General features: G+C 44.1%; 29 protein-coding genes. 20 read left to right on the top strand and 9 right to left on the bottom strand.

Annotated features, from left to right (window positions below; genetic code table 11):
- Positions 1-240: 240 nt before the first annotated feature.
- Positions 241-2,784, bottom strand: coding sequence for a penicillin-binding protein 1A (locus F6J90_RS16290; protein ID WP_293095505.1), 2,544 nt, complete (start codon positions 2,782-2,784; stop codon positions 241-243).
- 812 nt (positions 2,785-3,596) lie between these two features.
- Here F6J90_RS16290 and F6J90_RS16295 point away from each other — a divergent pair.
- The 3 genes from F6J90_RS16295 to F6J90_RS16305 all read left to right on the top strand — a co-directional run bounded on the left by F6J90_RS16295 (position 3,597) and on the right by F6J90_RS16305 (position 6,359).
- Positions 3,597-5,213 (top strand): radical SAM protein, encoded by a 1,617-nt coding sequence (locus F6J90_RS16295; RefSeq protein WP_293095508.1) that lies wholly within the window; start codon positions 3,597-3,599, stop codon positions 5,211-5,213.
- A gap of 160 nt (positions 5,214-5,373) precedes the next feature.
- Complete coding sequence (locus tag F6J90_RS16300) at positions 5,374-5,994, top strand: class I SAM-dependent methyltransferase (protein WP_293095511.1); 621 nt, start codon at positions 5,374-5,376, stop codon at positions 5,992-5,994.
- Between the two features lie 185 nt (positions 5,995-6,179).
- The gene (locus F6J90_RS16305) at positions 6,180-6,359 is read left to right on the top strand and encodes a hypothetical protein (RefSeq protein ID WP_293095517.1); all 180 of its coding nucleotides are present in this window, start codon (positions 6,180-6,182) and stop codon (positions 6,357-6,359) included.
- A 116-nt stretch (positions 6,360-6,475) separates the two neighbouring features.
- On the opposite strand, the gene F6J90_RS16310 is transcribed toward F6J90_RS16305, so the two are convergent.
- Positions 6,476-7,084 (bottom strand): CDP-alcohol phosphatidyltransferase family protein, encoded by a 609-nt coding sequence (locus F6J90_RS16310; RefSeq protein ID WP_293095520.1) that lies wholly within the window; start codon positions 7,082-7,084, stop codon positions 6,476-6,478.
- Between the two features lie 1,386 nt (positions 7,085-8,470).
- On the opposite strand from F6J90_RS16310, the gene F6J90_RS16315 reads away from it, so the two are divergent.
- The 11 genes from F6J90_RS16315 to F6J90_RS16365 all read left to right on the top strand — a co-directional run bounded on the left by F6J90_RS16315 (position 8,471) and on the right by F6J90_RS16365 (position 14,862).
- Positions 8,471-8,650 (top strand): hypothetical protein, encoded by a 180-nt coding sequence (locus F6J90_RS16315; RefSeq protein WP_293095523.1) that lies wholly within the window; start codon positions 8,471-8,473, stop codon positions 8,648-8,650.
- 192 nt (positions 8,651-8,842) lie between these two features.
- The gene (locus F6J90_RS16320) at positions 8,843-9,079 is read left to right on the top strand and encodes a hypothetical protein (protein WP_293095526.1); all 237 of its coding nucleotides are present in this window, start codon (positions 8,843-8,845) and stop codon (positions 9,077-9,079) included.
- Between the two features lie 167 nt (positions 9,080-9,246).
- Positions 9,247-9,603, top strand: a complete 357-nt coding sequence (locus tag F6J90_RS16325; RefSeq protein WP_293095529.1) for an SH3 domain-containing protein — start codon at positions 9,247-9,249, stop codon at positions 9,601-9,603.
- Positions 9,604-9,713: 110 nt separating this feature from the next.
- The gene (locus tag F6J90_RS16330) at positions 9,714-9,896 is read left to right on the top strand and encodes a hypothetical protein (RefSeq protein ID WP_293095531.1); all 183 of its coding nucleotides are present in this window, start codon (positions 9,714-9,716) and stop codon (positions 9,894-9,896) included.
- Between the two features lie 361 nt (positions 9,897-10,257).
- On the top strand, positions 10,258-10,431 hold the full coding sequence (locus F6J90_RS16335; RefSeq protein WP_293095533.1) for a hypothetical protein: 174 nt from the start codon (positions 10,258-10,260) through the stop codon (positions 10,429-10,431).
- A 548-nt stretch (positions 10,432-10,979) separates the two neighbouring features.
- The gene (locus F6J90_RS16340; RefSeq protein ID WP_293095533.1) at positions 10,980-11,153 is read left to right on the top strand and encodes a hypothetical protein; all 174 of its coding nucleotides are present in this window, start codon (positions 10,980-10,982) and stop codon (positions 11,151-11,153) included.
- 257 nt (positions 11,154-11,410) lie between these two features.
- Positions 11,411-11,923: a hypothetical protein gene (locus F6J90_RS16345; protein WP_293097914.1), complete on the top strand. Its 513-nt coding sequence runs from the start codon at positions 11,411-11,413 to the stop codon at positions 11,921-11,923.
- Between the two features lie 613 nt (positions 11,924-12,536).
- Positions 12,537-12,710 carry a hypothetical protein gene (locus F6J90_RS16350; RefSeq protein WP_293095536.1) on the top strand — a complete coding sequence of 58 codons (174 nt, stop codon included), beginning with the start codon at positions 12,537-12,539 and terminating at the stop codon, positions 12,708-12,710.
- 255 nt (positions 12,711-12,965) lie between these two features.
- Complete coding sequence (locus F6J90_RS16355) at positions 12,966-13,139, top strand: hypothetical protein (RefSeq protein WP_293095539.1); 174 nt, start codon at positions 12,966-12,968, stop codon at positions 13,137-13,139.
- Positions 13,140-13,389: 250 nt separating this feature from the next.
- Positions 13,390-13,563 (top strand): hypothetical protein, encoded by a 174-nt coding sequence (locus tag F6J90_RS16360; protein ID WP_293095542.1) that lies wholly within the window; start codon positions 13,390-13,392, stop codon positions 13,561-13,563.
- Positions 13,564-13,917: 354 nt separating this feature from the next.
- Positions 13,918-14,862, top strand: coding sequence for a transposase (locus tag F6J90_RS16365; protein WP_293090693.1), 945 nt, complete (start codon positions 13,918-13,920; stop codon positions 14,860-14,862).
- A gap of 65 nt (positions 14,863-14,927) precedes the next feature.
- Here F6J90_RS16365 and F6J90_RS16370 read toward each other — a convergent pair whose 3' ends face one another.
- Positions 14,928-15,053: a hypothetical protein gene (locus F6J90_RS16370; protein WP_293090694.1), complete on the bottom strand. Its 126-nt coding sequence runs from the start codon at positions 15,051-15,053 to the stop codon at positions 14,928-14,930.
- A gap of 273 nt (positions 15,054-15,326) precedes the next feature.
- Here F6J90_RS16370 and F6J90_RS16375 point away from each other — a divergent pair, with 273 nt between their 5' ends.
- From F6J90_RS16375 to F6J90_RS16390, 4 genes are all read left to right on the top strand, one after another.
- A complete protein-coding gene (locus F6J90_RS16375; RefSeq protein WP_293095533.1) occupies positions 15,327-15,500 on the top strand; it encodes a hypothetical protein in 174 nt (57 codons plus the stop codon).
- A gap of 242 nt (positions 15,501-15,742) precedes the next feature.
- Complete coding sequence (locus F6J90_RS16380) at positions 15,743-15,916, top strand: hypothetical protein (protein WP_293095533.1); 174 nt, start codon at positions 15,743-15,745, stop codon at positions 15,914-15,916.
- A gap of 589 nt (positions 15,917-16,505) precedes the next feature.
- The gene (locus F6J90_RS16385; RefSeq protein WP_293095545.1) at positions 16,506-17,243 is read left to right on the top strand and encodes a hypothetical protein; all 738 of its coding nucleotides are present in this window, start codon (positions 16,506-16,508) and stop codon (positions 17,241-17,243) included.
- A gap of 26 nt (positions 17,244-17,269) precedes the next feature.
- Positions 17,270-17,440 carry a hypothetical protein gene (locus F6J90_RS16390; protein ID WP_293095548.1) on the top strand — a complete coding sequence of 57 codons (171 nt, stop codon included), beginning with the start codon at positions 17,270-17,272 and terminating at the stop codon, positions 17,438-17,440.
- A gap of 12 nt (positions 17,441-17,452) precedes the next feature.
- Here the strand turns inward: F6J90_RS16390 and F6J90_RS16395 are convergent, their stop codons facing one another.
- Entirely contained in the window at positions 17,453-18,838 is a 1,386-nt protein-coding gene (locus F6J90_RS16395) for an aldehyde dehydrogenase (RefSeq protein WP_293095551.1), read from the bottom strand.
- A 261-nt stretch (positions 18,839-19,099) separates the two neighbouring features.
- Between F6J90_RS16395 and F6J90_RS16400 the strand changes: the two genes are divergently transcribed.
- Positions 19,100-20,776: an iron ABC transporter permease gene (locus F6J90_RS16400; RefSeq protein WP_293095554.1), complete on the top strand. Its 1,677-nt coding sequence runs from the start codon at positions 19,100-19,102 to the stop codon at positions 20,774-20,776.
- Positions 20,777-21,411: 635 nt separating this feature from the next.
- Here the strand turns inward: F6J90_RS16400 and F6J90_RS16405 are convergent.
- The 5 genes from F6J90_RS16405 to F6J90_RS16425 form a co-directional block, all read right to left on the bottom strand.
- Entirely contained in the window at positions 21,412-22,467 is a 1,056-nt protein-coding gene (locus F6J90_RS16405; protein WP_293095557.1) for a Fe(3+) ABC transporter substrate-binding protein, read from the bottom strand.
- A gap of 464 nt (positions 22,468-22,931) precedes the next feature.
- Complete coding sequence (locus F6J90_RS16410; protein WP_293095560.1) at positions 22,932-23,276, bottom strand: hypothetical protein; 345 nt, start codon at positions 23,274-23,276, stop codon at positions 22,932-22,934.
- A gap of 334 nt (positions 23,277-23,610) precedes the next feature.
- Positions 23,611-24,066, bottom strand: coding sequence for a hypothetical protein (locus tag F6J90_RS16415; protein WP_293095562.1), 456 nt, complete (start codon positions 24,064-24,066; stop codon positions 23,611-23,613).
- A gap of 155 nt (positions 24,067-24,221) precedes the next feature.
- Positions 24,222-25,199: a F510_1955 family glycosylhydrolase gene (locus tag F6J90_RS16420; RefSeq protein WP_293095565.1), complete on the bottom strand. Its 978-nt coding sequence runs from the start codon at positions 25,197-25,199 to the stop codon at positions 24,222-24,224.
- A 20-nt stretch (positions 25,200-25,219) separates the two neighbouring features.
- Positions 25,220-25,552 carry a hypothetical protein gene (locus F6J90_RS16425; RefSeq protein ID WP_293095567.1) on the bottom strand — a complete coding sequence of 111 codons (333 nt, stop codon included), beginning with the start codon at positions 25,550-25,552 and terminating at the stop codon, positions 25,220-25,222.
- 123 nt (positions 25,553-25,675) lie between these two features.
- Here F6J90_RS16425 and F6J90_RS16430 point away from each other — a divergent pair, with 123 nt between their 5' ends.
- Positions 25,676-25,876, top strand: coding sequence for a hypothetical protein (locus F6J90_RS16430; RefSeq protein ID WP_293095569.1), 201 nt, complete (start codon positions 25,676-25,678; stop codon positions 25,874-25,876).
- The last annotated feature ends 2 nt before the right edge of the window (positions 25,877-25,878 follow it).

Raw genomic sequence — 25,878 nt, forward strand, 5'->3', positions numbered from 1 at the left:
ACATACATAGCCGGTTTACATTTTCTCGTATTTCCGTTATGGTACCATCCAGCCTGATGGCTTCGATACCGTAAGCTATCAGCTATCAGCTATCAGTATTTAGCTATCAGTATTTAGCTATCAGCTATCAGCTATCAGCTATCAGCTATCAGCTATCAGCTTATGAGCTACTTCACAGGCTAGAAGCCTGTGCCACAAAGCTGACCGCTGACCGCTGATAGCTGAATGCTTATTCGATAGCTACTTTCTAGCTGCTGGGGGAGCTAACGGACCTCCTGCTGGCTTGCGTTGAGGCTTAGGACGAGCCACCGGTTTGGGAGCAACTCTGGGTGCTGGTGCTGGCCTGCGCCTTGCTCGTGCTGGTGCTGGTCTGCGCCTTGCTGGTGCTGGTGCATACCTGCGCTTTGCTGGTGCTGACCGTCTCGGGGCAGTGTTTCTGGGCGTATAGCGTCTGGTGGTACTTTTACGGGGATAAGACCGTTTAGTTGTTGTAGCTTTGCGACGGTAATACCGTTTGGGTTGAGAGTTCTTCCTAGACACCCTGACCCGACTACTACGCCGCCGTGTAGAACTGGCTCTTCTGGTTGAACTAGCTCGTCTTGAACTAGTTCTTCTCCTTGACCGAGTTGTGGAAGCTGTAACGGTAGTGGGAACAAATTTTTTGTTAATAACTCGTTTGGGTTTAATCGGCTGAGCTTCAATGGTAGCTTCCCGACCTGATAACTTCCTGGGGCGCTCAGTAAAGGACTCACGGTCTAAGTCTTCGATTACCTCCAACATAAACCGACGCCAGGTGGCAGCAGCAGTTGCACTAGACCCCCTGGTAGGCTTGTTATCATCATTACCTAACCAAACCCCAGCTACTAATTGGGGAATATAGCCCACAAACCAGAGGTCACGAGCATCATCCGTAGTGCCGGTTTTGCCAACTGCTGGTCGTCCAATTTGAGCCGCTGTCCCAGTACCCCCGGTAACCACACCCCTGAGCATCCAGGTCACAATGGCTGCTGTTTCTGCATCAATAGCTCGCTCACCCTCGACTTTGTGGTCGTAAATCACGTTACCGTGCTGGTCAATAATGCGGCGAATCCCATGAGCATCGTGGTGAATGCCTTGGGCGGCTAAGGTGCCATAGGAATTGGTGAGTTCTAATAGGTTTACCTCAGAGGCTCCTAAGGCTAGGGAGTAGGTGGGATGGAGTTTGGATTTAATCCCCATTTTTTGAGCCAGTTTGATGATTGGGTCCCAGCCCACATCCACTAGGGTTTTGACGGCTACCACATTTATCGAAGAAATCAGGGCATCCCGCACTGAGATTGAACCCCGGAATCTCTCACTGTAGTTCTTAGGTTCGTAACCATCTACTATATATCCCGCATCCATGTAGCCTTTATAGGGAGACATCCCTGTTGCTAATGCTGCGGTATACACGAATGTCTTGAATGTAGAACCAGGCTGACGCTGAGCTTGGGTGACCCGATTGAGGTAATTATTGCTATCTAGGTCATTAAAATCCTTACCCCCAACCATAGCTTTGATCTGACCATTGCGGGGATCGACGGCAACTAGTGCAGCTTGTCCAAACCGCTGGTAACGACCATAGGTTTTCATGGTCTTTTGGACAGCAGTTTCAGCAGCATCTTGCCACTCTAAATTAATTGTAGTTTCAATAGTCAGCCCTTTCTGAGCCAGTACTTCTTTGGAAACGTATTTGGGCAATTCTTGTTGAATATATTCCGTGAAATAGAACGCTTTACGCTCCAGTCGCTTCGGTTGGCTTGGCTTAATACTCAGGGACTCGGCCATGGCTTTGTTGGCTTCAGCCTGGGAGATGTAGCCATTTTCCAACATCCGCTGCAATACTACATCACGACGTTCTTTGGCTGCTTTTTGCCTAGAGCTATCGATTTTGCCCTCAAACAATGGCGAGTAAACACTAGGCGCTGGAGGTAATCCCGCCAGTGTTGCCATTTCTCCCAAGGTCAGGTCTTTTACGGGTTTACTAAAATAGACCCAAGCCGCATCAGCAATGCCGTAAGCACCGGAACCCAAATAGACTAAGTTTAAATAACGCTCCAGGATTTGATCTTTGGTCAAGTCCTGCTCAATTTTCTGCGCCATGCGCATTTCTTTGAGTTTCCGTACAATGCTGCGTTCGTGATCAAAGTAGACAATTCTAGCGAGTTGCTGGGTAATCGTGCTACCTCCTTCTACTACTCCCCCAGCTTTGAGGTTAGCCACAGTAGCACGGAGAATACCCTGGGAATCTACCCCTTTATGCTCTTTAAAGCGTTGGTCTTCAATAGCAATGAAGGCTTCAATCAGGGTTTCGGGTATTTCCCAAATCTTCAGGGTCTCATGGCTAGCTGGCCCAATTTGCTGGATAATAGTGCTGTCTGCAGCTTTAATCGTGATGGTGCCATCTCGAACATAGGTCAAGACATCCTTAGTAGAATCTGGCAGAGAGCTTTCTAGCTTTTGCCAACCCCAACCCAATGCGATCGCACTGCCACCCACCCCTAGTCCGATCCAAAACCAGGAGCGACGATAGATTGCTTTTGGTCCGATTAGCGGTTTAATAACCGTAGTAGATACACGCTTGATTCCGTTTAGAGTTTGGGCAACTACCCTCGACCGCTTCCGCCGTCTTGGCTTTGATGAGGGGTTATTGCCATCATTAGACACAGCACTCTCATTTAAATCCGATTTCTCCCCCAGTTTCTTTGAGGGATTCGGAGGGTGGTGGCTATGTCGATCTTGGGGCTTCGGGGAAAATATTGACACATCAACTCCTTAGCAATACAAAAGCAGCCATAACATGTTGTCGTATAACTTGTTGTCTATTTTAGGGCTATAAATCTTAAATTTAGTGAATCTGTCACTTTTTTCCTTCTGCTTGCAGAAAATCCGGATTTATACGTACTAGGTAAGCATTCAGCTATCAGCTATCAGCGTAAGCATTCAGCTATCAGCTATCAGCTATCAGCTATCAGTTATCAGTTATCAGTTATCAGCTATCAGCCAAAGGTCTGTGGCCACGGTACTTGAGGTGCTTTTGAATAAAATAAGCTGACGGCTGACGGCTGACCGCTGAACGCGCACGCGTGCGCGTAGCGCATATGCTTACCTATCAGCTATCAGCTTATGGGCATAGGGCAAGCTACACCGAAGAGCTTTTGAATAAAACAGGTAAGCAAAAGTTTAATCTCTGTTACGGAAAGCTGACGGCTGACCGCTGACGGCACCTCAAGTAGCACCTCAAGTAGCGCATATGCTTACTATTTGTGATTGGTTATTTTTAACTAGTAGTTAAGCCTAGGGTGAACTACTAATGATGACCAAAGCATAATGAGAATATAGCAATTCTCAGCAACGTTGGAGCGACATGGCTCTACCTTTTAAGGCAAAAGGCATCCATGCAAAAGGCAATAGTAAAGATGGTTTTAAGGGAATAATATCCCCCCCTTAAGAAGGGGGGTTAGGGGGGATCCCTAGTCAAAAAAGACTGTACTTCATAAGTGGGATAAACGCTATAAATAAATAAATAAACCTTAGTCTTTGGTATTCTTCAATCCTTTACGTCCTCTTTAAACCCTGTGGTATTTTCCTCCGAACGTCTTCTGTTTACACCAGCCACTCCTGACTCCAATGCCATTCCTACTATCTTTGCCTTTCCTAATCAATACAACGTCGGTATTACTAGTCTTGGGTATCAGATAGTGTGGGCATCTTTAGCATTGCGCCCTGACCTAATGGTCAGCCGCTTCTTTACCGATTACCATGAGCCATTACCAAGACAGCCAGAATTACTAGGTTATTCTATATCATGGGAATTGGATTATGTCAATATCTTAGCGGGATTGGAATTTTTGGAGATACCCCTATACTCAGCACAACGAGACTCTAGCCATCCCCTAGTGTTTGGTGGCGGTCCCGTGTTAACGGCTAATCCAGAACCCTTTGCTGACTTCTTTGATGTGATTTTGCTCGGAGATGGGGAAATTCTGCTAGATAATTTTATCGATGCCTATCAAGAGGTTCGCACTGCTGAACGTAATACTCAACTGCAGCATCTGGCCCAAGTCCCTGGAGTTTATATACCCAGTCTATATCAGGTAACCTACCATGAGCTAACGAGTGCGATCGCATCCATTCAACCAGTATCTGATCAGATTCCTGCCACCGTATCTAAACAGACCTATCGGGGCAATACCCTGTCTGCTTCCACAGTGGTCACCGAAAAAGCGGCTTGGGAAAACATCTACATGGTAGAAGTGGTGCGCAGTTGTCCAGAGATGTGTCGCTTCTGTCTGGCCAGTTACCTCACTTTACCATTTCGTACCCCTAGCGCGATCGATTCGTTGATTCCAGCTATAGAAAGGGGATTAAAGGTAACAGACCGGATTGGCTTACTGGGAGCATCAGTAACCCAGCATCCCGAGTTTGATGTGTTGTTAGATTACCTAAATCAGCCACAATACGATCATGTGCGCTTGAGTATTGCTTCAGTGCGAACCAATACAGTTACCGAAAAGCTAGCCCAAACCCTAACTAAACGTAACACCCGTTCCATTACGATTGCAGTGGAAAGTGGCTCACAACGGTTGCGCGAGATTATTAATAAGAAGCTGACCAATGACCAAATTATCCAGGCAGCAGTCAATGCTAAAGCAGGGGGATTAAAACGTCTGAAACTCTACGGGATGGTAGGAATTCCGGGAGAGGAAATAGCAGATGTTGAAGAAACTGTAGCGATGATGGAACAGATTAAGAGAGCAGCCCCCGGTCTAGGCTTAACCCTCGGTTGCTCCACCTTTGTTCCCAAAGCTCATACACCCTTTCAGTGGTTCGGCCTGAATCCCCAAGCCCAGAAGCGCCTCAAGTTGTTGCAGAAAAAATTGCGATCGCAAGCCATAGACTTTCGACCAGAAAGCTACAACTGGTCAGTCATTCAAGCACTGATTTCCCGAGGGGATCGTCGCTTATCCCAACTATTAGAACTAACCAGGCATTATGGGGATTCCCTAGGCAGTTTCCGCCGTGCCTTTAAACAATTGCGAGGACAGTTACCTGAACTAGACTTCTACGTCTATACCGACTGGTCAACAGAGCAAGTCTTGCCTTGGAGTCATCTGCTTGGGCCACTTCCCCAAGCCACCTTGCTTAAGCACTTAGGTGCTGCGACAGCCCTGGGGGTAGGGAATAGGGAATAGGGCGTGTGGGAAGTGTGGGAAGTGTGGGAAGTGTGGGGCGTCAGTTATTTTATTAGATAGGATACCTATTTGAGCCAAAGTTCGCTATTCCCTACTCCCTACTCCCTACTCCCTACTCCCTGTTCCCTTTACTATTTATTACTGTCAAGACTTACAACCTATGCTTGAGATATTCAATGGAATACAGAATACATGGCAGGATATAGTCCTACCTGTAGATAAAAGAACAGATTGTTGGACAGTTAGCCAACAATTCCGTGATCATGTCAAACAATTTTTACCGAAAAAACAATATTGCTTATTAGAGGTGGGATGTTACAAGGGTTTAACCGCAAAGCACCTAGCCGATCACTTCACTCAATATCTAGGTTTAGATGTTAACGATAGATACCTGAGAGTAGCAAGACTAAACAATATTTTTAATTTTAATGTAAAATTCCAAAGATTTGATGTGTATAATTATGATTGGAATGAGTTAACCTTTCCTGCTGATGTGGTTTTAATAGATGCACGTCACAAATACGAGTATATCAAACAAGATATTGATAACTGTTTAAAGCGATTTAAGAATGCATTGATCATTTTTGATGATTACGGAGCATGGGAAAGCGTCTTTAGGGCAGTTAATGAAGCGATCGATGAAGGTAAGTTAGAGGTAGTTAAAGAAATTGGAGTTGAGAAAGGCCAGCAACTGTGGCCAGATCAGAATAATCCATACTCTTACACACATTTTGGATCAGAAGGATTGATTTGCCGTAGTAGTAGAGCGGTTTTCAATTAGGTTAGGTTTTTAGGGAGTAGGGAGTAGGGAGTAGGGAGTAGGGAGCAGGGAACGACGACTGATCCGAAGATTCCTGGTAAGCATTCAGCCGTCAGCCGTCAGCCGTCAGCCGTCAGCCGTCAGCCGTCAGCTAAGGTAACTCAGCATTATTCCAATGCTTACCTGTTGTCTTGATGCAATAGCGAGTGGGGGAAACCACGGCAGTTGCTCATGGGGGAGACCACGGCAGTCGCTCATGGGGGAAACCCCCAAGACCGCGCTGCCTCCCCAAGACCGCACTGCCTCCCCTGTTCCCTTGCTGCATCGCTTATTCAAAAGCACCATCTGTAGCACCTCAAGTAGCGTGCGCATTAGCTGATAGCTGATAGCTGATAGCTGATAGCTGATAGCTGATAGCTGATAGCTGAATACTTACGATTCCTGCTCCCTAAAACCTAGGATTAAATTACCTCACTCGTCCTGAGAACTGCTATATTATTCTTCAGGCAATGTTATCCTGAATTTTTGATTTTGCCATCAAGGTTTGGCGTAAGTTGAATGCATGGAAGATGCTTAAAATATCACATTGCCACTCAGGCAAGAGCAACGTCATCCCAATCTCTTCTAAACTATTGAGCAGACAAAGGGCGATTGCTAACCACAGGGTTTTAGCATAGTCAAAACCAAATAATACCACCGTGGCCACCAGTAGCGTTAACCCCCATATTTTCGCAGTGTAGGTATGGAAGCTAGGGAATTTTCTGAACTTGATTAGACTGATTGTGAACAAAGTAACTTGGGCAGCGATCGCTAACAATAAAGGGATTTGGAAATCTTTGATAACCTTGGGGTATACCAAGCAGGTGCTAATGGCAACGCACAAGTATAGACAGATATCTGCCCAACTATCTGCTTGACGAAGTTGGACTGTACTAACCTTTAATCGACGAGCAATGATGCCATCAAAAATGTCTGACAGTACGGCAATGATATAACCAATAATAAACCAATAGCTGATGTTACGATCCAGGGCATCTAAAAGGAGTAAGGGAGCAATTGCAAAGCGAATCCTAACTAGAAGGCTAGGAATATGTACCAGTTTGATCATCATCCTAAATTTGCTACCTCTAATTTTTACATTAAGGCTCTAGGGAACCTAGTATCTATAACACGCCCTTATTGCCCACTAATTATGATTGGGCGCTGGCTTGATACTCCCTTATAAAGTATTAGCAGCACAGTTTACTCACAATAGGATCATAGACCAATTTCTCAATTGTCTTTACTAGCAAAGTGTTAACTATGGAAAAATAAGGTTTTATTGCCGTCAGCTTTAGAACTGCTGATAAACTGGCACTGTCTCCAATTACTCCAACTGTTATTTCGGTTTTACTACTAAATCAGAACCGTTGATGATTGAAGAAAAGAAATGAAAAAAGCAATGTTCTGATTAGCTACAGCTGCTGCAATTGCCGCTATTTCAGAGCATCGCATTACTGTTGAGAGGGTAATCATGGGTACGCATTCCAGTTGACAGGGGAATTATGCGTACGCATTCCAGTTGACAGGGTAATCATGCAATATCTTGACTACTGTTCCCTATTCCCTTTTTCTATCAATCCTACACAAAATTCCCTCTAGTTAAGTATCACTGGTAATCCCCCAGTCTTTGATACAGGCTCCGGTGAGAATAGCCCTAGTCAGTTCAGTTAAGAATCTTTAACGGCTGGCTTTGAAAGTCTGGCCAGAAATTAAGTCCTATCTCTCCTCTATCCTAAGCTCAGGATGGAGGAGTTTTAATTTCTCGGTTAACGGATTATCACCCCTAATATCAAGTCAGGTTGAATACCCATAATTAGAGGGAGGGTGGGACCCACCCCTAACCCCTCCCAGGAGGGGAATGTGGGGAGGGTGGGAAGTGTGGGGAGGGTGGGAACCCACCCCTAACCCCTCCCAGGAGGGGAATATGGGGAGATGGGGGAGATTTTTATTAAGGGTAATTATCCCGACATGATATAAGTTAACTTTGCTTAAATTCTTGCGTAGTGGCGTGGCAAGCTTAAAATAGTGCAATAGATTTTTGCTCCCCATATTCCCGCGCCCGGGCCCCGCGCCCCCGCCCCGCGCCCCCCACACCTCCCACACCTCCCACACCCCCCACACTACCCCATCTGTTTCTAATCCAACATTTAAGGCTTGCCACGCCAGTAGGGTGGGTTAGGCGGCAAGTATTTTGAAAGCTTACCTTGTATTGATTATTGCGCGAGTGGGGGAAACCCCAAGACCGCGCTGCATCGCTTGAACAGAGCTGTCCGCCGTAACCCACCAATAGTCAGCGACTTAAGCGGTGATTAGATTGACTTTATAAACAGTCTCTTAGGCCATGAGCTGATCAGCTCAAAAAAAAGGTACCCTCAAGGGTACTGTGAAGCCAGAGTTAGATCTGACATTCTAGAAATGTGTTCATTGAAATGAATTCGAGCAAGAGGTAAACCCCATGGCTTACAAATACTATAACCCCTGTGTGTTCCAAGTTCCGATCAAATTAGAAGTACCCATTGTTCTCGACATCGCTGTCGCTGCTAAGCGCAAGTGTTTTGACAAATATGAGGAAATGGAGATCGAAGAGGTAGAAGGTAACGAAGCTACTGAGTCACCCGCACCTGCTACCACTTAGTCCCTTTAGGAATATTTGACAGGAATCTCTGACGGCTGGCTTTGAAGTAGCTCATAGTAATTAATCCCTGAAACCCCCCTAGGCTGATCAAGCCAGGGGATTTTTTTTGTCAGTCTCCTGCTGATATAGCGCTACGGGCAAAGCAAGAGGCAAGAGGCATGCATGCTAGAGTTAATCAAGTAGTGATGCAGCGTGGTTTTAGCAGTTTCAACTGCAGTTGCTCATCTCCCCATCCCCCCATCCCCCCATCCCCCTATCTCCCCGCGCCCCCGCCCCACACTTCCCACACTTCCCACACTTCCCACACTTCCCACACTTCCCACACTTCCCATCCCCCCATCTCCCCATCTCCCTACTCCCTACTCCCTATTCCCTATTCCCTATTCCCTATTCCCTATTCCCTATTCCCCGCCCACAAGACCAGCATAGACCAGTTTCTCAACTGTCTGTACTAGCAACAGTGTTAACTATGGAAAAATCAGGTTTTATTGGTGTCAGCTTTAGGACTACTAATAAACTGACACTGTCTCCAATCACTGCAACTGTTATTTCTATTTTACTAGTAAATAAGAAACGTCGATGATTGGAGAAAACAAATGAAAAAAGCAATCTTCTTATTAGCTACAGCTGCTGCAATTACCGTCCCTACAACTGAGGCTTTTGCTCAGCATACTTTTCCTAGTGAGCGTTCCCACTGTCTAGCCACCCTAACTGCTAACAACCCCAATTCTCGGATCACCTTACGTTCTGGACCAGGAACTAATTATAGAAGCTTGGGTTATGGTTTAGTGGGTGATAATGTCTACGTCCTGACAGCAACTCCTCCAGAGCCAGATTACAAAATAGACAGCGTTGGCTATGGTTGGCACAGAGTAGGTTTTCCAGTAAGTGGTGCCAAAGGATGGATTCGCGACGATTTACTCAAGGTCGAATGTGCTCCCATTAATGATTAAGTAGGTCTATAGGGAAAAAAGGTACCCTCAAGGGTACTGCCAAGCCAGGGGATTATTTGACATTATATAAATGTGTTGATTGAAATTAATTGCACCAAGAGGTAAAACCCATGGCTTACAAATACCATAAACCCTGTGTGTTCCAAGTTCCGATCAAATTAGAAGTGCCCATTGTTCTCGACCTAGCTGTAGGTGCTAAGCGTAAGTGCTTTACTAAATATGAGGAAATGGAAATCGAAGAGAACGGAGCGGCTACTGAGCCAGCCGAACCGGTTGCCACTTTGTATCCTTAGAAATCTTTGAAATTAATTTTTTACGGCTGGCTTTTAAATTCTGGGCATAAATTAATTACTATATCTCCTCTCTATCCTCCCTCCTGAGCTCAGGAGGGAGGAGTTTTATTGTAGAGCTTAACCTATAATCACCCCCACCAATACCGAACCAGACAAAAATCGTAGGGTGGGCATTGCTCAGGAAGATCAAAATTAGTGAGCCTATAAATGAAATGGGCAATGCCCACCAATACCGAGGCTAAGTTATGAAAGACTATCAGATCAGCTGCTAAAAAGGTACCCTCAAGGGTACTGCCAAGCCAGGGTGAGATTTGACATTATATAAATGTATTGAAATTAATTAAAGCAAGAGGTAAAACCCATGGCTTACAAATACTATAACCCCTGTGTGTTCCAAGTTCCCATCAAATTAGAAGTGCCCATTGTCCTCGACCTAGCTGTAGGTGCTAAGCGTAAGTGCTTTACTAAGTATGAGGAAATGGAAATCGAAGAGAACGGAGCTGCTACTGAGCCAGCCGAACCAGTTACCACTTAATCCCCTTAGGAATCTTTGACAGCTGGCTTTTAAATTCTGGGCATAAATTAAGTCCTATCTCTCCTCCCTCCTGAGCTCAGGAGGGAGGAGTTTTATTGTAGAGCTTAACCTATAATCACAGCTAAGTTAGTCCGTAAGCATATGCGCTACGCGCACGCTGCGCGAACAGCCGTCAGCCGTCAGCCGTCAGCCTTTAGCTCACGCTGCTTGAGGTGCTTTGTGGCATAGACTTCGACGCTGTGACTTTACTCAGATTAAACTAATGCTTACCTGTTGTCTTGATCCCAAGCGCGAGTGGGGGAAACCCCCGTGAGGCCACTGCATCGCTTATTCAAAAGCTATTGGGTGTAGCTTGCCCAAGCGCCCACTGATAGCTGATACGCGACACGCTGATACGCGACACGCTGATACGCGACACGCTGAATGCTTACGTTAGTCCATCTTATTATCAGCTGCTAAAAAGGTACCCTCAAGGGTACTGTCAAGCCAGGGTGAGATTTGACATTATATAAATGTATTGAAATTAATTAAAGCAAGAGGTAAAACCCATGGCTTACAAATACTATAACCCCTGTGTGTTCCAAGTTCCCATCAAATTAGAAGTACCCATTGTGCTCGATCTAGCTGTAGGTGCTAAGCGTAAGTGCTTTACTAAGTATGAGGAAATGGAAATCGAAGAGAACGGAGCGGCTACTGAGCCAGCCGAACCAGTTACCACTTAATCTTTTTAGCAATCTCTGACAGGAATCTTTGACGGCTAGCTATTTAATTATAGGCACAAATTAAGTCCTATATCTCCTCTATTCTGACTCAGGATGGAGGAGTTTTTATTTATTGCTTCACCGATAATCATCCCTAAGTTAGGCGATCTGATTATCAGTTTATAAAATTTACCCTCAAGGGTACTCCCAAGCCAGGATATTATTTGACATTATATAAATGTGTTGATTGAAATGAATTGCAGCAAAAGGTAAAACCCATGGCTTACAAATACTATAACCCCTGTGTGTTCCAAGTTCCGATCAAATTAGAAGTACCCATTGTGCTCGACCTAGCTGTAGGTGCTAAGCGTCAGTGCTTTACTAAGTATGAAGAAATGGGCATTGAAGAGAATGGAGCGGCTACTGAGTCCCCCGAACCAGTTACCACTTACGGCGGTTTGCATAACTCTGAGGGGGTGACAAAAAGACCTGTAAGCTTTACCGGATATAAATTTGAGCAAATTGTGGTACAAAAAGATAGGCCTGCTATTGGTCACCCAGACCCATCAAAAAAAATGCTACCCACAATTTACCAAAATCATCTTAAAAGTCAACTCACGAGAGCTAAATATCTACTCTTCAGTTTGTTGGTTACGGTTTTGCAATCGGTCAAAAATGTTAGGCTGGAAACCCTAGCAGCATCCTTACCCTTACCCATTAGGTTTGAAAGTAGTCGCAAAAAGCTGCAAAAATTTATGGTAGTCAAAGAAGGGATCAGGTCAGTTTCATAATCACAAAAGTAGTATAGCAATCCTCAATAGGTTGTGGTAATATTTCGAAACGTTATCCTTGTTATACCTGGGTTTAAATTCCCTCAATTTTCACAAATCATTTAGGGTTAGGGTTGCTATATTAAGCCCTAAAACTTTGAATTTTTGAGTTTTATAACCCAAATTACGCAATTCAAAATGTAATAGATGTAATAATATAAACCCAGTCTCAAAAAAAAGGCGGTAGCAATTTTAATTACTTTTTGAATCTCACTAAATACAGTTATTTAGATAAGCACATCTATGCTTAATAACTTGAGGAAAGTTTTCCGAATTCCAGGGAGCGGCTACTGAGCCAGCCGAACCAGTTACCACTTAATCTCTTTAGCAATCTTTAACAGCTGGCTTTAAAATTCTGGGCATAAATTAAGTCCTATCTCTCCTCCCTCTCCTCCCTCCTGAGCTCAGGATGGAGGAGTTTTATTGTAGAGCTTAACCTATAATCACAGCTAAGTTAGTCCATTTTATTATCAGCTGCTAAAAAGGTACCCTCAAGGGTACTGTCAAGCCAGGGTTAGATTTGACATTATATAAATGTGTTGATTGAAATTAATTAAAGCAAGAGGTAAAACCCATGGCTTACAAATACCATCGTCCCTGTGTGTTCCAAGTTCCCATCAAATTAGAAGTACCCATTGTGCTCGACCTAGCTGTAGGTGCTAAGCGTCAGTGCTTTACTAAATATGAGGAAATGGAAATCGAAGAGAACGGAGCTGCTACTGAGCCAGCCGAACCAGTTACCACTTAATCCCCTTAGGAATCTTTGACAGCTGGCTTTTAAATTCTGGGCATAAATTAAGTCCTATCTCTCCTCCCTCTCCTCCCTCCTGAGCTCAGGATGGAGGAGTTTTATTGTAGAGCTTAACCTATAATCACAGCTAAGTTAGTCCATTTTATTATCAGCTGCTAAAAAGGTACCCTCAAGGGTACTGTCAAGCCAGGGTTAGATTTGACATTATATAAATGTGTTGATTGAAATTAATTAAAGCAAGAGGTAAAACCCATGGCTTACAAATACCATCGTCCCTGTGTGTTCCAAGTTCCCATCAAATTAGAAGTACCCATTGTGCTCGACCTAGCTGTAGGTGCTAAGCGTCAGTGCTTTACTAAATATGAGGAAATGGAAATCGAAGAGAACGGAACGGCTACTGAGCCAGCCGAACCAGTTACCACTTAATCTCTTTAGCAATCTTTAACAGCTGGCTTTAAAATTCTGGGCATAAATTAAGTCCTATCTCTCCTCCCTCTCCTCCCTCCTGAGCTCAGGATGGAGGAGTTTTATTGTAGAGCTTAACCTATAATCACAGCTAAGTTAGTCCATTTTATTATCAGTTTATAAAAGGTACCCTCAAGGGTACTGTCAAGCCAGGGTGAGATTTGACATTATATAAATGTATTGAAATTAATTAAAGCAAGAGGTAAAACCCATGGCTTACAAATACCATCGTCCCTGTGTCTTCCAAGTTCCCATCAAATTAGAAGTACCTATTGTGCTCGACCTAGCTGTAGGTGCTAAGCGTAAGTGCTTTACTAAATATGAGGAAATGGAAATCGAAGAGAACGGAGCGGCTACTGAGCCAGCCGAACCAGTTACCACTTAATCTCTTTAGCAATCTTTAACAGCTGGCTTTAAAATTCTGGGCATAAATTAAGTCCTATCTCTCCTCTTTCTCCTCCCTCCTGAGCTCAGGAGGGAGGAGTTTTAATTTCCACCAAAACCTATAATCACCCCTAAGATCATGTCGGGATAATTACCCTTAATAAAAATCTCCCCCATCTCCCCATATTCCCCTCATGGTCGGGGTTAGGGCTGGGTTCCCATCTCCCCATCTCCCCACACTTCCCACCCTCCCCACATTCCCCTCCTGGGAGGGGTTAGGGGCTTTCAGGTGTATGATTTTAACAAAAGAGGAAAAAAGAACTAAAAACCTTAGTACACCATTGGACTGTCATCGATGATCACACAGATTCCGAAAGGGTATCAAGAATGGTTCAGAGTAGTGATGAGGAAGATGCCTCATCTGAGCAAATCTCAGGCAGTGGGATTAGCAATGGGTCGCTTTTTTGGTATTGCCATCACTCAAAGTTGTGGATTATCAACAGTAGCCGTATTTTTAGCAGAAATCCAACATCGATCAGAAAACAATGTCAGAGAGCAGTTAAGGCAATGGTACAAGGAAAAAAGTCACAAATATGGCAGAAAGCGACAAGAAATAGAAGTCAGTGAAAGCTTTGCCTTCTTATTGTTGTGGATATTAAGTTGGTGGTCATCCGATCAAAAAAGCCTGGTGCTGGCTGCAGATGCATCCACATTGGGTAAGCGTTTTACAGTCTTGGTAATTAGTGTGGTCTACCGTGGCTGTGGAATACCTGTAGCTTGGAAAATTGTGGGTGCAACCGAAAAAGGGAGTTGGCAACCTTACTGGCATCAGCTGTTAAATCAGGTCAAACAGGGGATCCCGGATGATTGGTTTGTGATAGTCACCACAGACCGAGGGTTGTATGCTAAATGGTTTTATCAAGGGATTGTGGCTAATGGCTGGCATCCTTTGATGCGGATTAATGCTCAAGGATATTACCAACCATCCCAGGTTTTGGGTGACCAACCCCCATCGAAATTACCTCTGTCTGGGCTAATCACTGAGGTTGGTCAGCATTGGAGTGGTCGAGTCAGATGTTTCCGAAGCAACTGTGTCGATTGCACTCTCTTAGCTCGCTGGGATCACGGTTATGCTGACCCTTGGTTAATGTTAACGGATTTGAGTCCACAACAGGCTCAAATCTACTGGTATAGTATGCGTAGCTGGATTGAATGCTTGTTCAAAGACATTAAGCGTGGTGGTTTTGGTTGGCATCACACCAAAATGACTGACCCCAAACGTGCCGAAAGACAATGGTAACGCTATTGCTGTGGCGACTATTTGGTTGGTTGGCGTCGGAGGATTAACTGACACTAGTTTATCTGCTAGTAGTTTATCGGTTGAAACTGACGACGATGGCCTCGACGCCGATCCGTTGCAATTTTCGACCCACTCTCAACAACCTCTGTCTTTAAGTTGTTTTCGACGAGGTTTTTTACGTATTCTGGCATCTGTCATTCAACAAATGCCTTTACCTATGGGTTGTTTTTCTCCCTCATTTTCTCTATCTTCTGCATAAATATTAAAATCATACACCTAAAAGGGGGTTAGGGGTGGGTCCCACCCTCCCTCTTATTATGGGTATTCAACCTGACTTGATATAAGTTATGGGAGACTATCATCAGTTGAAAAAAGGTACCCTCAAGGGTACTGCCAAGCCAGGGTGAGATTTGACATTATATAAATGTGTTGATTGAAATGAATTAAAGCAAGAGGTAAAACCCATGGCTTACAAATACTATAACCCCTGTGTGTTCCAAGTTCCGATCAAATTAGAAGTACCCATTGTGCTCGATCTCGCTGTAGGTGCTAAGCGTAAGTGCTTTACTAAGTATGAGGAAATGGAAATCGAAGAGAACGGAGCGGCTACTGAGCCAGCCGAACCAGTTACCACTTAATACCCTTAGGAATCTTTAACAGGAATATCTGGGCATAAATTAATTCCTATATCTCCTCTCTAGCCTCCATTCTGAGCTCAGGATGGAGGAGTTTTTATGGTTAACCGATAATCACAGCTAAGTTAGTCCATCTTATTATCAGCTGCTAAAAAGGTACCCTCAAGGGTACTGCCAAGCCAGGGTGAGATTTGACATTATATAAATGTGTTGATTGAAATTAATTAAAGCAAGAGGCAAAACCCATGGCTTACAAATACTATAACCCCTGTGTGTTCCAAGTTCCCATCAAATTAGAAGTACCCATTGTTCTCGACCTAGCTGTAGGTGCTAAGCGTAAGTGCTTTACTAAGTATGAGGAAATGGAAATCGAAGAGAACGGAGCGGCTACTGAGCCAGCCGAACCAGTTACCACTTAATCTCTTTCGCAATCTTTGACAGGAATCTTTGACGGTTGGCTTTAAATTAGTTCATAGAAATTAGTTCCTCAAATCCCCCTAGGCTTATCAAGTCAGGGGGTTTTTCTTAACCAGTCTCCTGCTAAGCTTAACGTAAGCATATGCGCTACAGATGGTGCTACTTGAGGTGCCGTCAGCTTAAAATAAACCTCGCACGCTACTTGAGGTGCTTTCTGTAACTCAGCATTATTCGAATGCTGACCTGTTTTATTCTTAACGGTTTCCTCCTTAACCCTGCCGATAGCGCATACGGCGGTTTGCATAACTATCAGGTACACAGGATTGTTTTCCCACTTCCGACTTCCGACTTCCCTGTTCTCTCTTCCCTGTTCCGGTGATCCGCTGTTCCCTGTTCCCTAAAATCCAGAAATTTGTACCTAACTGAATTGCAAACCGCTGATAGCTGATAGCTGATAGCTGATAACTGATAGCTGAATGCTTACAAGTTAACTAAAAGGTACCCTTAAGGGTACTGTAACGTGTTAGTCAATTATGAGATCATTGGGAGAGATTAAGACTACCTGCTAAACTACCTGTTGGAGGGCAAATCATGCCTGACGAAAATATCCACGAATCCTCTTACAACTGTGAATTTGAGATTCCGATCAATTTTTTAGTTCCCTTCTCATTCAAGCCCACATTTGCTCCACAAAAGTGTACCTTTCAACTTTGCAATCACCCTGGTGCTAGTGCCAGTCCGCCACCCTATGGCTTGCGTCTTGATGGACTGCTCACTGGTAATGCCAGAGATATCTATACCTTTGATTTTGAGTACGAGGGCGCAGAGGTATTCCTCGACTACACCAGCACAGGTGAGATCCACATCTACGGAAAAGCCTTCGGTGGACAAAAAGAAGGGAAGAATTACAAAAAAGGGACAACTGACTACTGGGATATCGACTTTACCTACAAAGTTGTGGGACATAAAGACAACGATGCCTATGTCACGGAGAAAGCCTATGGCAAGTACAAGATTGGCATGGGTAAGGGGAAAATCAGCTGTAAGAAGTACAAGTCCTTTGATCTAGTAGACTACTTCGGTAATCATGAATACTCCTTCCGATTTGGTGATGATACGGATCACCGGGGCTATAAAGGTATCTCTGGCTGGGGCTGGCTGAATCATAGTGGTGCCAAAGATGGTATCTATAAGCACCTAGATTACTCTGACTGGCTATTCGTTGCTAAGATTCCTAAACTATCCATGGCTAAATGGAAGATGATCTGCTGGAGTGGCTTAGCCAGTGGAGTCTGGTGTGAGGATGATCCTAAGAAGTCCGATTATTAGCGATTAGTTATAGCGCCGCGCCCAGTGTGGGGAGATGGGGAGATGGGGAGATGGGAAGTGTGGGAAGTGTGGGAAGTGTGGTAAGTGTGGGGAGATGGGGAGATCAGCAACTGGCTCCCCAAGACGGCGCTATCTCCCGACTCCCTACTCCCTACTCCCTACTCCCTACTCCCTACTCCCTACTCCCTACTCCCTAAAACCAATAATGACTAACGACTAATAAATTTCTTGATCTGTCCCAGTTTGTCTTTGTAGGGAGCATAGCGCAACTGCAAATCCAGCCAGAAGGATTTCTTAAGCACGCTTTTTTGGTGAGAAAAGGTATCAAAACCAGCTTTACCATGATAAGCACCCATGCCACTATCACCAACCCCACCAAATGGTAGGGAAGGAACATTTAGATGCATAACTGTTTCATTCAAGCAAACACCACCAGCAGAGGTCTGTTGCAAAACCTGCTGTTGCTTTGCTTTGTCTCTGGAGAAAAAATATAGCGCTAAGGGTTTTGGTCTTTGGTTAACTATCCCAATCGCTTCATCTAAATTACTGTATTCAATCACAGGTAGAATCGGACCAAAGATTTCCTCTTCCATCACTTTATCCTCTAAGGAAATATTGTCGATGACCGTCGGAGCAATATAGCGGTCTTCTGGATTAGTTTGTCCACCAATTATGATCTCACCATCCTTGAGTAAGGTACTTAAACGCTGATAATGCTTATCACTGATAATCCGAGCATAATCTGGACTTTTGGCGGGATCGTCTCCATAAAATTTATGGATACAGGCTTTGATTTGTTCGAGTAAATCAGATTTAATCTCCCGATTGACCAGCAGATAGTCTGGTGCAACGCAGGTTTGACCGGCATTGAGAAACTTACCCCAAACAATTCGTTTTGCTGTAGTCTCTATCGGCACATCTGTCTCCACAATGCAGGGACTTTTACCCCCCAACTCTAGGGTAACCGGGGTTAGGTGTTTGGCAGCAGCAGTCATGATAATCTTGCCAACTTGGGTGCTGCCGGTGAACAAGATATGGTCGAATTTTTCTGCTAACAGTTCCTGACTGGTTTCTACTCCCCCTTCGACTACAGCAATATAGCCAGGGTCAAAGTTTTTCTGGATAATCTCTGCGATCGCACCAGAGGTGTGAGGGGAGATTTCAGAGGGTTTGATAACGCAACAGTTTCCGGCTGCGATCGCACCCACTAAAGGAGCAATGGCTAGAGCAAATGGATAGTTCCAGGGACTGATAATCAGTACTACTCCCAAGGGTTCGGGATAAATTTGACCCGAGCCTGGAAAATTTGCCATTGAGACCGGGACTCTTTTGGGCTTGACCCAGGATTTAATATGCTTGAGGGTGTGATCAATTTCCTGCACCAGGATAATTTCGGTAGCATAAGATTCAAATTCCGCCTTGTGCAGGTCGGCTTTCAACCCTTCTAAAATGGCAGCATCATTTTCTAAAATAACTTGCTTGAGGCGCTTGAGTTGGGCGATCCGGAATGCCACATCTTTGGTTTTACCGGTGCTGAAAAAATTGCGCTGCTGAGCCAAAATATCCTTGACTTCACTGGTTTGTAGTTGAAGCATCTTAAAATTTAATCCCTGAACGAAAAAAAAAAATCATTTTGTTCTCGTTCAAGGTTAGCAATTATTTGATAGGATAGTTTATTGCTAAATACTTGCAAGAGTTGAGCGTAGGGTGGGTTAGGCGGGGAGTACTTTAAAAGCTCACCGAAGAGAGCTGTCCGCCGTAACCCACCAATATTCAGCAACTCATCGCTGTCTATACATTTACTTTATAAACAGCCTCTGAGTTCAGCTCCCTGAAAACATTCCTGAAAACTCCCGATGCCACTAAAAATTTCAGCACTATTGAGCGGTAACAAACCATGGCATCGTCTGGGTTTGCCTGGTTGGACAGTCTCGGTAATTGCGATCGCATTCCTGATTTGCGCACCAGTCCTATTTGTGCTGGGCAGTATGTTCTCCGATTCTTCAGAGGTATGGAGTCATTTAGTCTCCACTGTCTTAGGCAGTTACATTGCCAACTCCCTGTGGTTAATCCTAGGTGTAGGTAGTGGAGTATTAATCCTTGGGGTATCAACAGCATGGCTAGTAACCATGTGTCGCTTCTGGGGAAGCCGCCTGTTTGAATGGGCTTTACTACTGCCTCTGGCAGCACCAGCCTATTTACTTGCCTATACTTACACCAATATGCTGGACTTTTTTGGACCCGTACAGACCTGGCTGCGGCAGCTGTTTGGCTGGACTAGCGTGCAGGATTATTGGTTTCCCAATGTCCGGTCTCTGTGGGGTGCGATCGCCATGTTGTCTCTAGTACTCTATCCCTACGTTTACCTGATCACCAGGGTAGCCTTCTTAGAGCAATCCGTCCGTACCCTAGAAGCTGCTCGTTCCCTCGGATGCACCCCTTGGCGTGGCTTCTTCACCGTGGCTCTACCCCTAGCCAGACCGGCGATCATGGCAGGTTTGGCCTTAGCACTGATGGAAACCCTAAGCGACTTTGGGACAGTAGAGTATTTCGGTGTAAATACCTTCACTACAGGGATATATCGTACCTGGTTAGGCATGGGTGAGAGGTCAGCCGCTGCTCAATTAGCCGCCTGTTTGCTACTATTCGTAATTATTTTAATTGTACTGGAACGTTGGTCTCGTAAGCAATCTCGCTATTATGAGACTAGCAGTAGTTACCAGCCAATCAAGCCATTTTCACTAACTGGGGGCCGAGCCATACTCGCGTTTGTAGCCTGTTTCCTTCCCATTGCTCTTGGATTTTTAGCACCCGCAGCATTTTTGCTGCACATGACCATTAAAAATGCTGAGGAAACCTTAGATGATAATTTTTTGCAGCTAGCTACAAATAGTTTACTATTAGCCATTACAACAGCTGCGATTGCTATGGTCTTAGCATTAGTCATGGCTTATGGGCAACGTCTAGTGCCCAAACTAGGGATGCGCTTAGCAGTACGCACTGCTGCCATGGGTTACGCTATCCCTGGTTCAGTGATTGCAGTTGGTGTCTTAATGCCCTTAGGTCAGTTGGACAATACCATTGACAGCTGGATGCGGGCAACCTTTGGCCTATCCACCGGTTTACTTTTCAGTGGCACCATCATTGCTTTAGTATACGCCTATCTTGTGCGCTTCCTAGCAATTTCATTCAATACCGTTGAATCCAGCCTAGGTAAGATCAAGCCTAGTTTAGATGATGCCTCTCGCAGTCTCGGTTATGGTCCTACGTTTACCCTAATCAAAGTTCACGCCCCATTAATGTGGGGAGGATTGTTGACAGCAGCGATGTTAGTGTTTGTGGATGTCATGAAAGAGTTACCAGCAACTCTGATCATGCGACCGTTTAATTTTGACACCCTGGCAGTAAGAGTTTACCAGTATGCCTCCGATGAACGATTAATACAGGCATCAGCACCAGCCTTAGCGATTGTTTTAGTAGGAATTATTCCAGTAATTTTATTGAGTTTAAAGATTGCTAAGTCTCAGGGATAATAATGGAGAATGAAGAATGAAGAATGAAGAATGAAGAATCCAGAATCCAGAATCCAGAATGGAGAATCCAGAATGGAGAATGAAGAATGAAGAATGAAGAATGAAGAATGAAGAATGAAGAATGAAGAATGAAGAATGAAGAATGAAGAATGAAGAATGAAGAATGAAGAATGAAGAATGAAGAAGGCAGAAGGCAGAAGGCAGAAGGCAGAAGGCAGAATCCAGAATGGAGAATCCAGAATGGAGAATCCAGAATGGAGAATGAAGAATGAAGAATGAAGAATGAAGAAGGCAGAAGGCAGAAGGCAGAAGGCAGAATTCTAAATTCTAAATTCTAAATTCTAAATTCTAAATTCTAAATTCTAAATTCTAAATTCTAAATTCTAAATTCTAAATTCTAAATTCTAAATTCTAAATTCTAAATTCTAAATTCTAAATTCTAAATTCTAAATTCTAAATTCTAAATTCTAAATTCTTCATGGTGTTGGAATCAAAAAAAAGGGAACAGAGAACAGAGAACAGGGAACAGTAGTCAAGATATCCGAGGAGTTTTTGCTTTCTCGGCGCTACTCCCTACTCCCTACTCCCTACTCCCTACTCCCTAAGACGACAGTACTTCACGTAATTAAAAACTGCTACACCCAACCAGCAATATCCATCAGTTGAACTGCCGTAGCACTATTAGGCCCATATTGGGAAACACTGGTTGGATCTTCCTTGAAAGGAAAACCAAAGCCCGCAAGTATGGGATCAATCGGTGTTCCAGAAACCACTGGATATTCGCTATTAGCTTGAGCAAAGAAGGTCTGAGCGGTAGGGCTAGTTAGATACTCTAAGAACTTGATAGCATTTCCTGGATTAGGAGCTGTTTTCACCAAGCCGCCACCACTGATATTAATGTGGGCACCCCGGTTTCGCTGATTGGGGAAAAATACACCAACTTTCTTGAATATCCCCTGCTTGGCAGGGTCATCGGATTTAATATAGCGAGGTAGATAATAGGTATTTGCGATCGCAATATCAGCAATCCCAGCAGCAACCGCTTCAATTTGGGCTCGATCATTACCCTGAGGCTTGCGAGCAAAGTTACCCACAAAGCTCTCGACCCATGATTTTACTGCTGGTACACCCAGGCTAGCAATCAGTGACGCCACCAGAGACTGATTATAGACGTTGCTTGATGAGCGGATAGCAATGCGACCTTGCCATTTGGGATCAGCCAGATTTTCGTAAGTTGACAGATCCGCAGGGTTGACTCTGTCTTTGTTATACATAATCACCCGCGCTCGCTTAGTGAAGCCAAACCAGTGATTGTCAGGGTGTCGTAGGTTAGCGGGAATCTTGGAGTTGAGTTCCGATGAATTAACCGGGGCAAAAATGCCAGCCTGGTCAGCTTTCCACAGACGACCAGCGTCAACAGTGATTAAGACATCAGCTGGGCTATTCGCCCCCTCACTTTTAATCCGTTCTATTAATGGATTTGCTTTCCCCTCAATCAGATTCACTTCAATACCAGTGATGCGGGTGAAGTTGTCGTACAAGTCATCATCCGTCTTGTAGTGACGAGAGGAGTAGACATTGACTACCCCATTCTGGGCGACTGCTCTACGAGGTTTACCCAGTTCACCCAAGGTGTAAGCCGCCATGGCTGTACCACCTGCTAGTAAGATATTTCTTCTGTTGATGTTCATCAGCAACTACTAATTTTTATCCTTATGGTTATCGCTAAACTTAAGCAGTAGGTAAGGTAACTCAGGTGCTGAATTACCTTACCTACTGCTATCGCTATAAATTATCGATTACTTTGGGGATTTTGTAAACTACCTCAGACGGTCAGATGGCAGATAAATCCTTTTAATTACCCAATTTGACTATATAATTGACCCTATAAGTAGATGTAATGGTCAGTGTGTAGAAGAGGAATATTACTGATTACTCTAGACTTTTGTCAAGGGCTAATCAGAAATTTATCCAAAAATTTTTCAGATGAATAGAGCGGAAAGTTATAGGGCTGCGCCCAGGATGGAACTTCAGCCCTTAGGAAACAAAGACTGGAAAAGCTTGTCATATAAAGGGTTTAGGCATTATTCGTGCCTTTGATTTGGCAAACCCCTTACCAGCATTGGTACAATTGATAAGATTTAGCGGCTACTGACTACTGAGTGAGTCGGGAGTCGGGAGTCGGGAGTCGGGAGTCGGGAGTCGGAGTAAGAATGTGGGGAGTGGGGGGAGTGGTAAAAAATCCGGCGTTGCTTAATAATGGAATGATTTTAAAAGTTTTGTGCAATGGGCATCTTGCCGTAGAATGGGCATCTTGGTGGAACGGGCATCTTGCCGTGGAATGGGCATCTTGCCGTGGAATGGGCATCTTGCGTGGAACTGGCATCTTGCGTGGAACTGGCATCTTGCCAGTTTCAATATATTTCCGCGCGGGCAGGATGCCCACTCTACTCCTATTCATTGCTCGATTCAGCAACACCAAAAATCCTGTGTACCTCACTCGTGATGAGAATTGCGATATCTCAAGTTTAGTTAATAACTTCGTTTATGACCGCTTATTTTTTGTTATTTATTATTAACTGAAGTGTGTTTTATATCACCGATATGATAACGTTTATGATAACGTTTATAGTCACAGTATAGGGTTTTAATTTGAGATGTGAAACTAAGATTTATGGAAAAAGCGATGCAGCGCGATATAGCATTTATAAATAGATCATGAAAACCAATGCTAATTTAGCATAACATCAAAAACTCTTTAGATCTCTTTCCTACTGCTCCCTGTTCCCTGTTCCCTGTTCCCTGTTCCCTTTGCTATATAACACCAAGCTAAATCATTCCCTGTTCCCTCTTCCTTCCCTATTTCGTGAGCGCTGCCCTATAACCCGTCGCCGAGTCTGAAACCACATAGAAATACCTGTAATTGCCAAGGTTAATAAACCAAAGGCATTGAGAAAGGGATAAATCATTTGTAAGTTAATGGCACCAAATTTTCCTTTGTGCAGTTCCAAAAGCCAAATAAATTCACTACTTTTATCAGTAAGAACTGCCACCTGAAACAAGGAACCGGTAATCACAGTCAACAACACTGGCAATACCATAATTGGGGCAAACCAAGCGTGCAATTGACGTAAACGGAATCTATTAATAGCCATAGTAATTATTAATTTTAATGGCACTTTAAGTACAAATATTTGGGTTTTATGGAGCAGGGAACAGGGAGCAGGGAGCAGGGAGCAGGGAATAGGCAATAGGCAATAGGCAATAGGTAAAAATAATGTGTATATCATAGCTATGAGCAACGCTATATTATAGTCTTATAATAGTAAGATAAATTCTATAGGGTACCTAAATTAATTGTGATAATTTTTGATTCCCTACTCCCTACTCCCTACTCCCTACTCCCTACTCCCTACTCCCTACTCCCTTTTATATGGGAATAGTATTAGAATAATGGTTGCCAAGTTTTGCCGCTATCTTTAGATTGTAAGATTCCATTCTGATCATTAGCAGCGTATAAAAACTCGGGATTAGACGGGGCGATCGCCATATACAAAAATAAGTCTCCTGTTTCTGAGCTTATGGCTTCCCAAGTCCTACCCCCATCGGTACTTTTAAAGAATCCTCCGGACTTTTCGGAAAGGATGTGGAATCCATAAATTACTGTTTTTTCTGCTTTGGACTTCAGAGCCAGACTAGCAACGAGGGACTCTTGAGAATTGGGGACTAAAATCCAGCTTTTTCCACCATCCCTAGTCTCAAATAATCCCAGAGTTGTAGCGGCAAACACGTGCTCAGGATTGCGCGGGTCAACTACTAAGTTATGGGGATTATCCTCCAGTCCCTGGGCTGGTAATTGATTCCAGGTTTTGCCACCATCTTTTGAACCCAACAAGCCTTGTTTTCCAGAAACCGCCCATCCATACATTACCTTGGGGTTAGCTGGTGCGATCGCTAAACTCAGAAAATCTACCCCAAGCAGGGATTGGAGCTGCCAATGTTGCCCTTGATTGTAGCTAGTCAGAAAACCGAGCTTGCCTCCTGATGGTGGATGTAAGCTAGCATACAAGCGTGCGCTATCCTTGGGATGAGCCACAAAGCTGGTGAAATTAGAACGAGTTTTGCCAACTTGCAGCCATTTCCCTGCCTCAGAACGCTGGAGTAACCCATGATGGGTGGCTACGTAGAGGATTTCCGGATTCTCTGGACTAACAGCCATAGCGTGAATATTAGTTTTCTGCCACCAGTTCTCAGGCGCATCACTAAGAATAACCTTGTTATTAGTGACATTATTGGTCACTCCGGTTATAGTTGACTGAGTGATATTGGTTTTAATTGTGGTGGGTTTACAACCCATCACCGTAATAGCGACAATACTGTAAATAAACCAATTTTTAACCATATCCTTTATCTCTACATTCATCTATACATCAATTGCTTGATTCAAGCCAGCACAAGTGGCTCTACTACCAGTAATCGTAAGATGAATTCTCCCAATCCCACGGGTGGACTGGTAATTTCAGATCTGGTAGTTAAGGTTTTACTATCCACTGTTGCTGTTTCCAAAACTGTAGCGGTTGCCACAGCAGGAGTTATTGGTACTGATACCGATTCTAGATCAAGCTGGTTTGATGGTGATGGCGTAGTTGCTGGTCTTGGGGTTTGTTTAGCTATGGTTGTTGGTGAGAATGTCCGGTGTGGGCAAGCAAAGGTGTCGTTTCCAGGGTTAGCTTGATTGTACCTAGTGTAGTATAACTGATTACCTGAGTTGGACATAACCTCAAACTCAGGCTTGATAAGTATTTTTACTCATTTATCTTGGTAGGGCTCACCCTTTCTGTGTTCTTTCGTACTACAATTTAAAGTGCGGAAGGTCAGTTAATTTTTGTTTATAAAACAATGGATAGGCCAGTCGTCACAGTTGAGGAAAATATCAATGCTCAAGTGTTTGATATTGGTGATGAAGAAGATTTTGAGGAGGAAATTATACTAACTCGTCAGAATCTGGAACTGATGAATTTTCTTGATGAACGTTCCGCTAATGTCAAACCTGGTGCAGGTATCTCCATCGAAGAAATTAGGCAGCACCTTGATGAATAATT

Origin of the sequence: Moorena sp. SIOASIH (assembly GCF_010671925.1) — a bacterium.
In the GTDB taxonomy this organism is placed as follows: domain Bacteria; phylum Cyanobacteriota; class Cyanobacteriia; order Cyanobacteriales; family Coleofasciculaceae; genus Moorena.

Excerpts from the sequence above, each read along its gene's own strand:
- F6J90_RS16355 (WP_293095539.1), top strand. The coding sequence starts at position 12,966 with ATGGCTTACAAATACCATCGTCCCTGTGTGTTCCAAGTTCCCATCAAA.
- F6J90_RS16425 (WP_293095567.1), bottom strand. The coding sequence starts at position 25,552 with ATGTCCAACTCAGGTAATCAGTTATACTACACTAGGTACAATCAAGCT.
- F6J90_RS16360 (WP_293095542.1), top strand. The coding sequence starts at position 13,390 with ATGGCTTACAAATACCATCGTCCCTGTGTCTTCCAAGTTCCCATCAAA.
- F6J90_RS16300 (WP_293095511.1), top strand. The coding sequence starts at position 5,374 with ATGCTTGAGATATTCAATGGAATACAGAATACATGGCAGGATATAGTC.
- F6J90_RS16345 (WP_293097914.1), top strand. The coding sequence starts at position 11,411 with ATGGCTTACAAATACTATAACCCCTGTGTGTTCCAAGTTCCGATCAAA.
- F6J90_RS16370 (WP_293090694.1), bottom strand. The coding sequence starts at position 15,053 with ATGCCAGAATACGTAAAAAACCTCGTCGAAAACAACTTAAAGACAGAG.
- F6J90_RS16340 (WP_293095533.1), top strand. The coding sequence starts at position 10,980 with ATGGCTTACAAATACTATAACCCCTGTGTGTTCCAAGTTCCCATCAAA.
- F6J90_RS16395 (WP_293095551.1), bottom strand. The coding sequence starts at position 18,838 with ATGCTTCAACTACAAACCAGTGAAGTCAAGGATATTTTGGCTCAGCAG.
- F6J90_RS16400 (WP_293095554.1), top strand. The coding sequence starts at position 19,100 with ATGCCACTAAAAATTTCAGCACTATTGAGCGGTAACAAACCATGGCAT.
- F6J90_RS16430 (WP_293095569.1), top strand. The coding sequence starts at position 25,676 with ATGGATAGGCCAGTCGTCACAGTTGAGGAAAATATCAATGCTCAAGTG.
- F6J90_RS16375 (WP_293095533.1), top strand. The coding sequence starts at position 15,327 with ATGGCTTACAAATACTATAACCCCTGTGTGTTCCAAGTTCCGATCAAA.
- F6J90_RS16415 (WP_293095562.1), bottom strand. The coding sequence starts at position 24,066 with ATGATATACACATTATTTTTACCTATTGCCTATTGCCTATTGCCTATT.
- F6J90_RS16350 (WP_293095536.1), top strand. The coding sequence starts at position 12,537 with ATGGCTTACAAATACCATCGTCCCTGTGTGTTCCAAGTTCCCATCAAA.
- F6J90_RS16315 (WP_293095523.1), top strand. The coding sequence starts at position 8,471 with ATGGCTTACAAATACTATAACCCCTGTGTGTTCCAAGTTCCGATCAAA.
- F6J90_RS16325 (WP_293095529.1), top strand. The coding sequence starts at position 9,247 with ATGAAAAAAGCAATCTTCTTATTAGCTACAGCTGCTGCAATTACCGTC.
- F6J90_RS16385 (WP_293095545.1), top strand. The coding sequence starts at position 16,506 with ATGCCTGACGAAAATATCCACGAATCCTCTTACAACTGTGAATTTGAG.
- F6J90_RS16380 (WP_293095533.1), top strand. The coding sequence starts at position 15,743 with ATGGCTTACAAATACTATAACCCCTGTGTGTTCCAAGTTCCCATCAAA.
- F6J90_RS16335 (WP_293095533.1), top strand. The coding sequence starts at position 10,258 with ATGGCTTACAAATACTATAACCCCTGTGTGTTCCAAGTTCCCATCAAA.
- F6J90_RS16310 (WP_293095520.1), bottom strand. The coding sequence starts at position 7,084 with ATGATGATCAAACTGGTACATATTCCTAGCCTTCTAGTTAGGATTCGC.
- F6J90_RS16365 (WP_293090693.1), top strand. The coding sequence starts at position 13,918 with ATGATCACACAGATTCCGAAAGGGTATCAAGAATGGTTCAGAGTAGTG.
- F6J90_RS16405 (WP_293095557.1), bottom strand. The coding sequence starts at position 22,467 with ATGAACATCAACAGAAGAAATATCTTACTAGCAGGTGGTACAGCCATG.
- F6J90_RS16330 (WP_293095531.1), top strand. The coding sequence starts at position 9,714 with ATGGCTTACAAATACCATAAACCCTGTGTGTTCCAAGTTCCGATCAAA.
- F6J90_RS16420 (WP_293095565.1), bottom strand. The coding sequence starts at position 25,199 with ATGAATGTAGAGATAAAGGATATGGTTAAAAATTGGTTTATTTACAGT.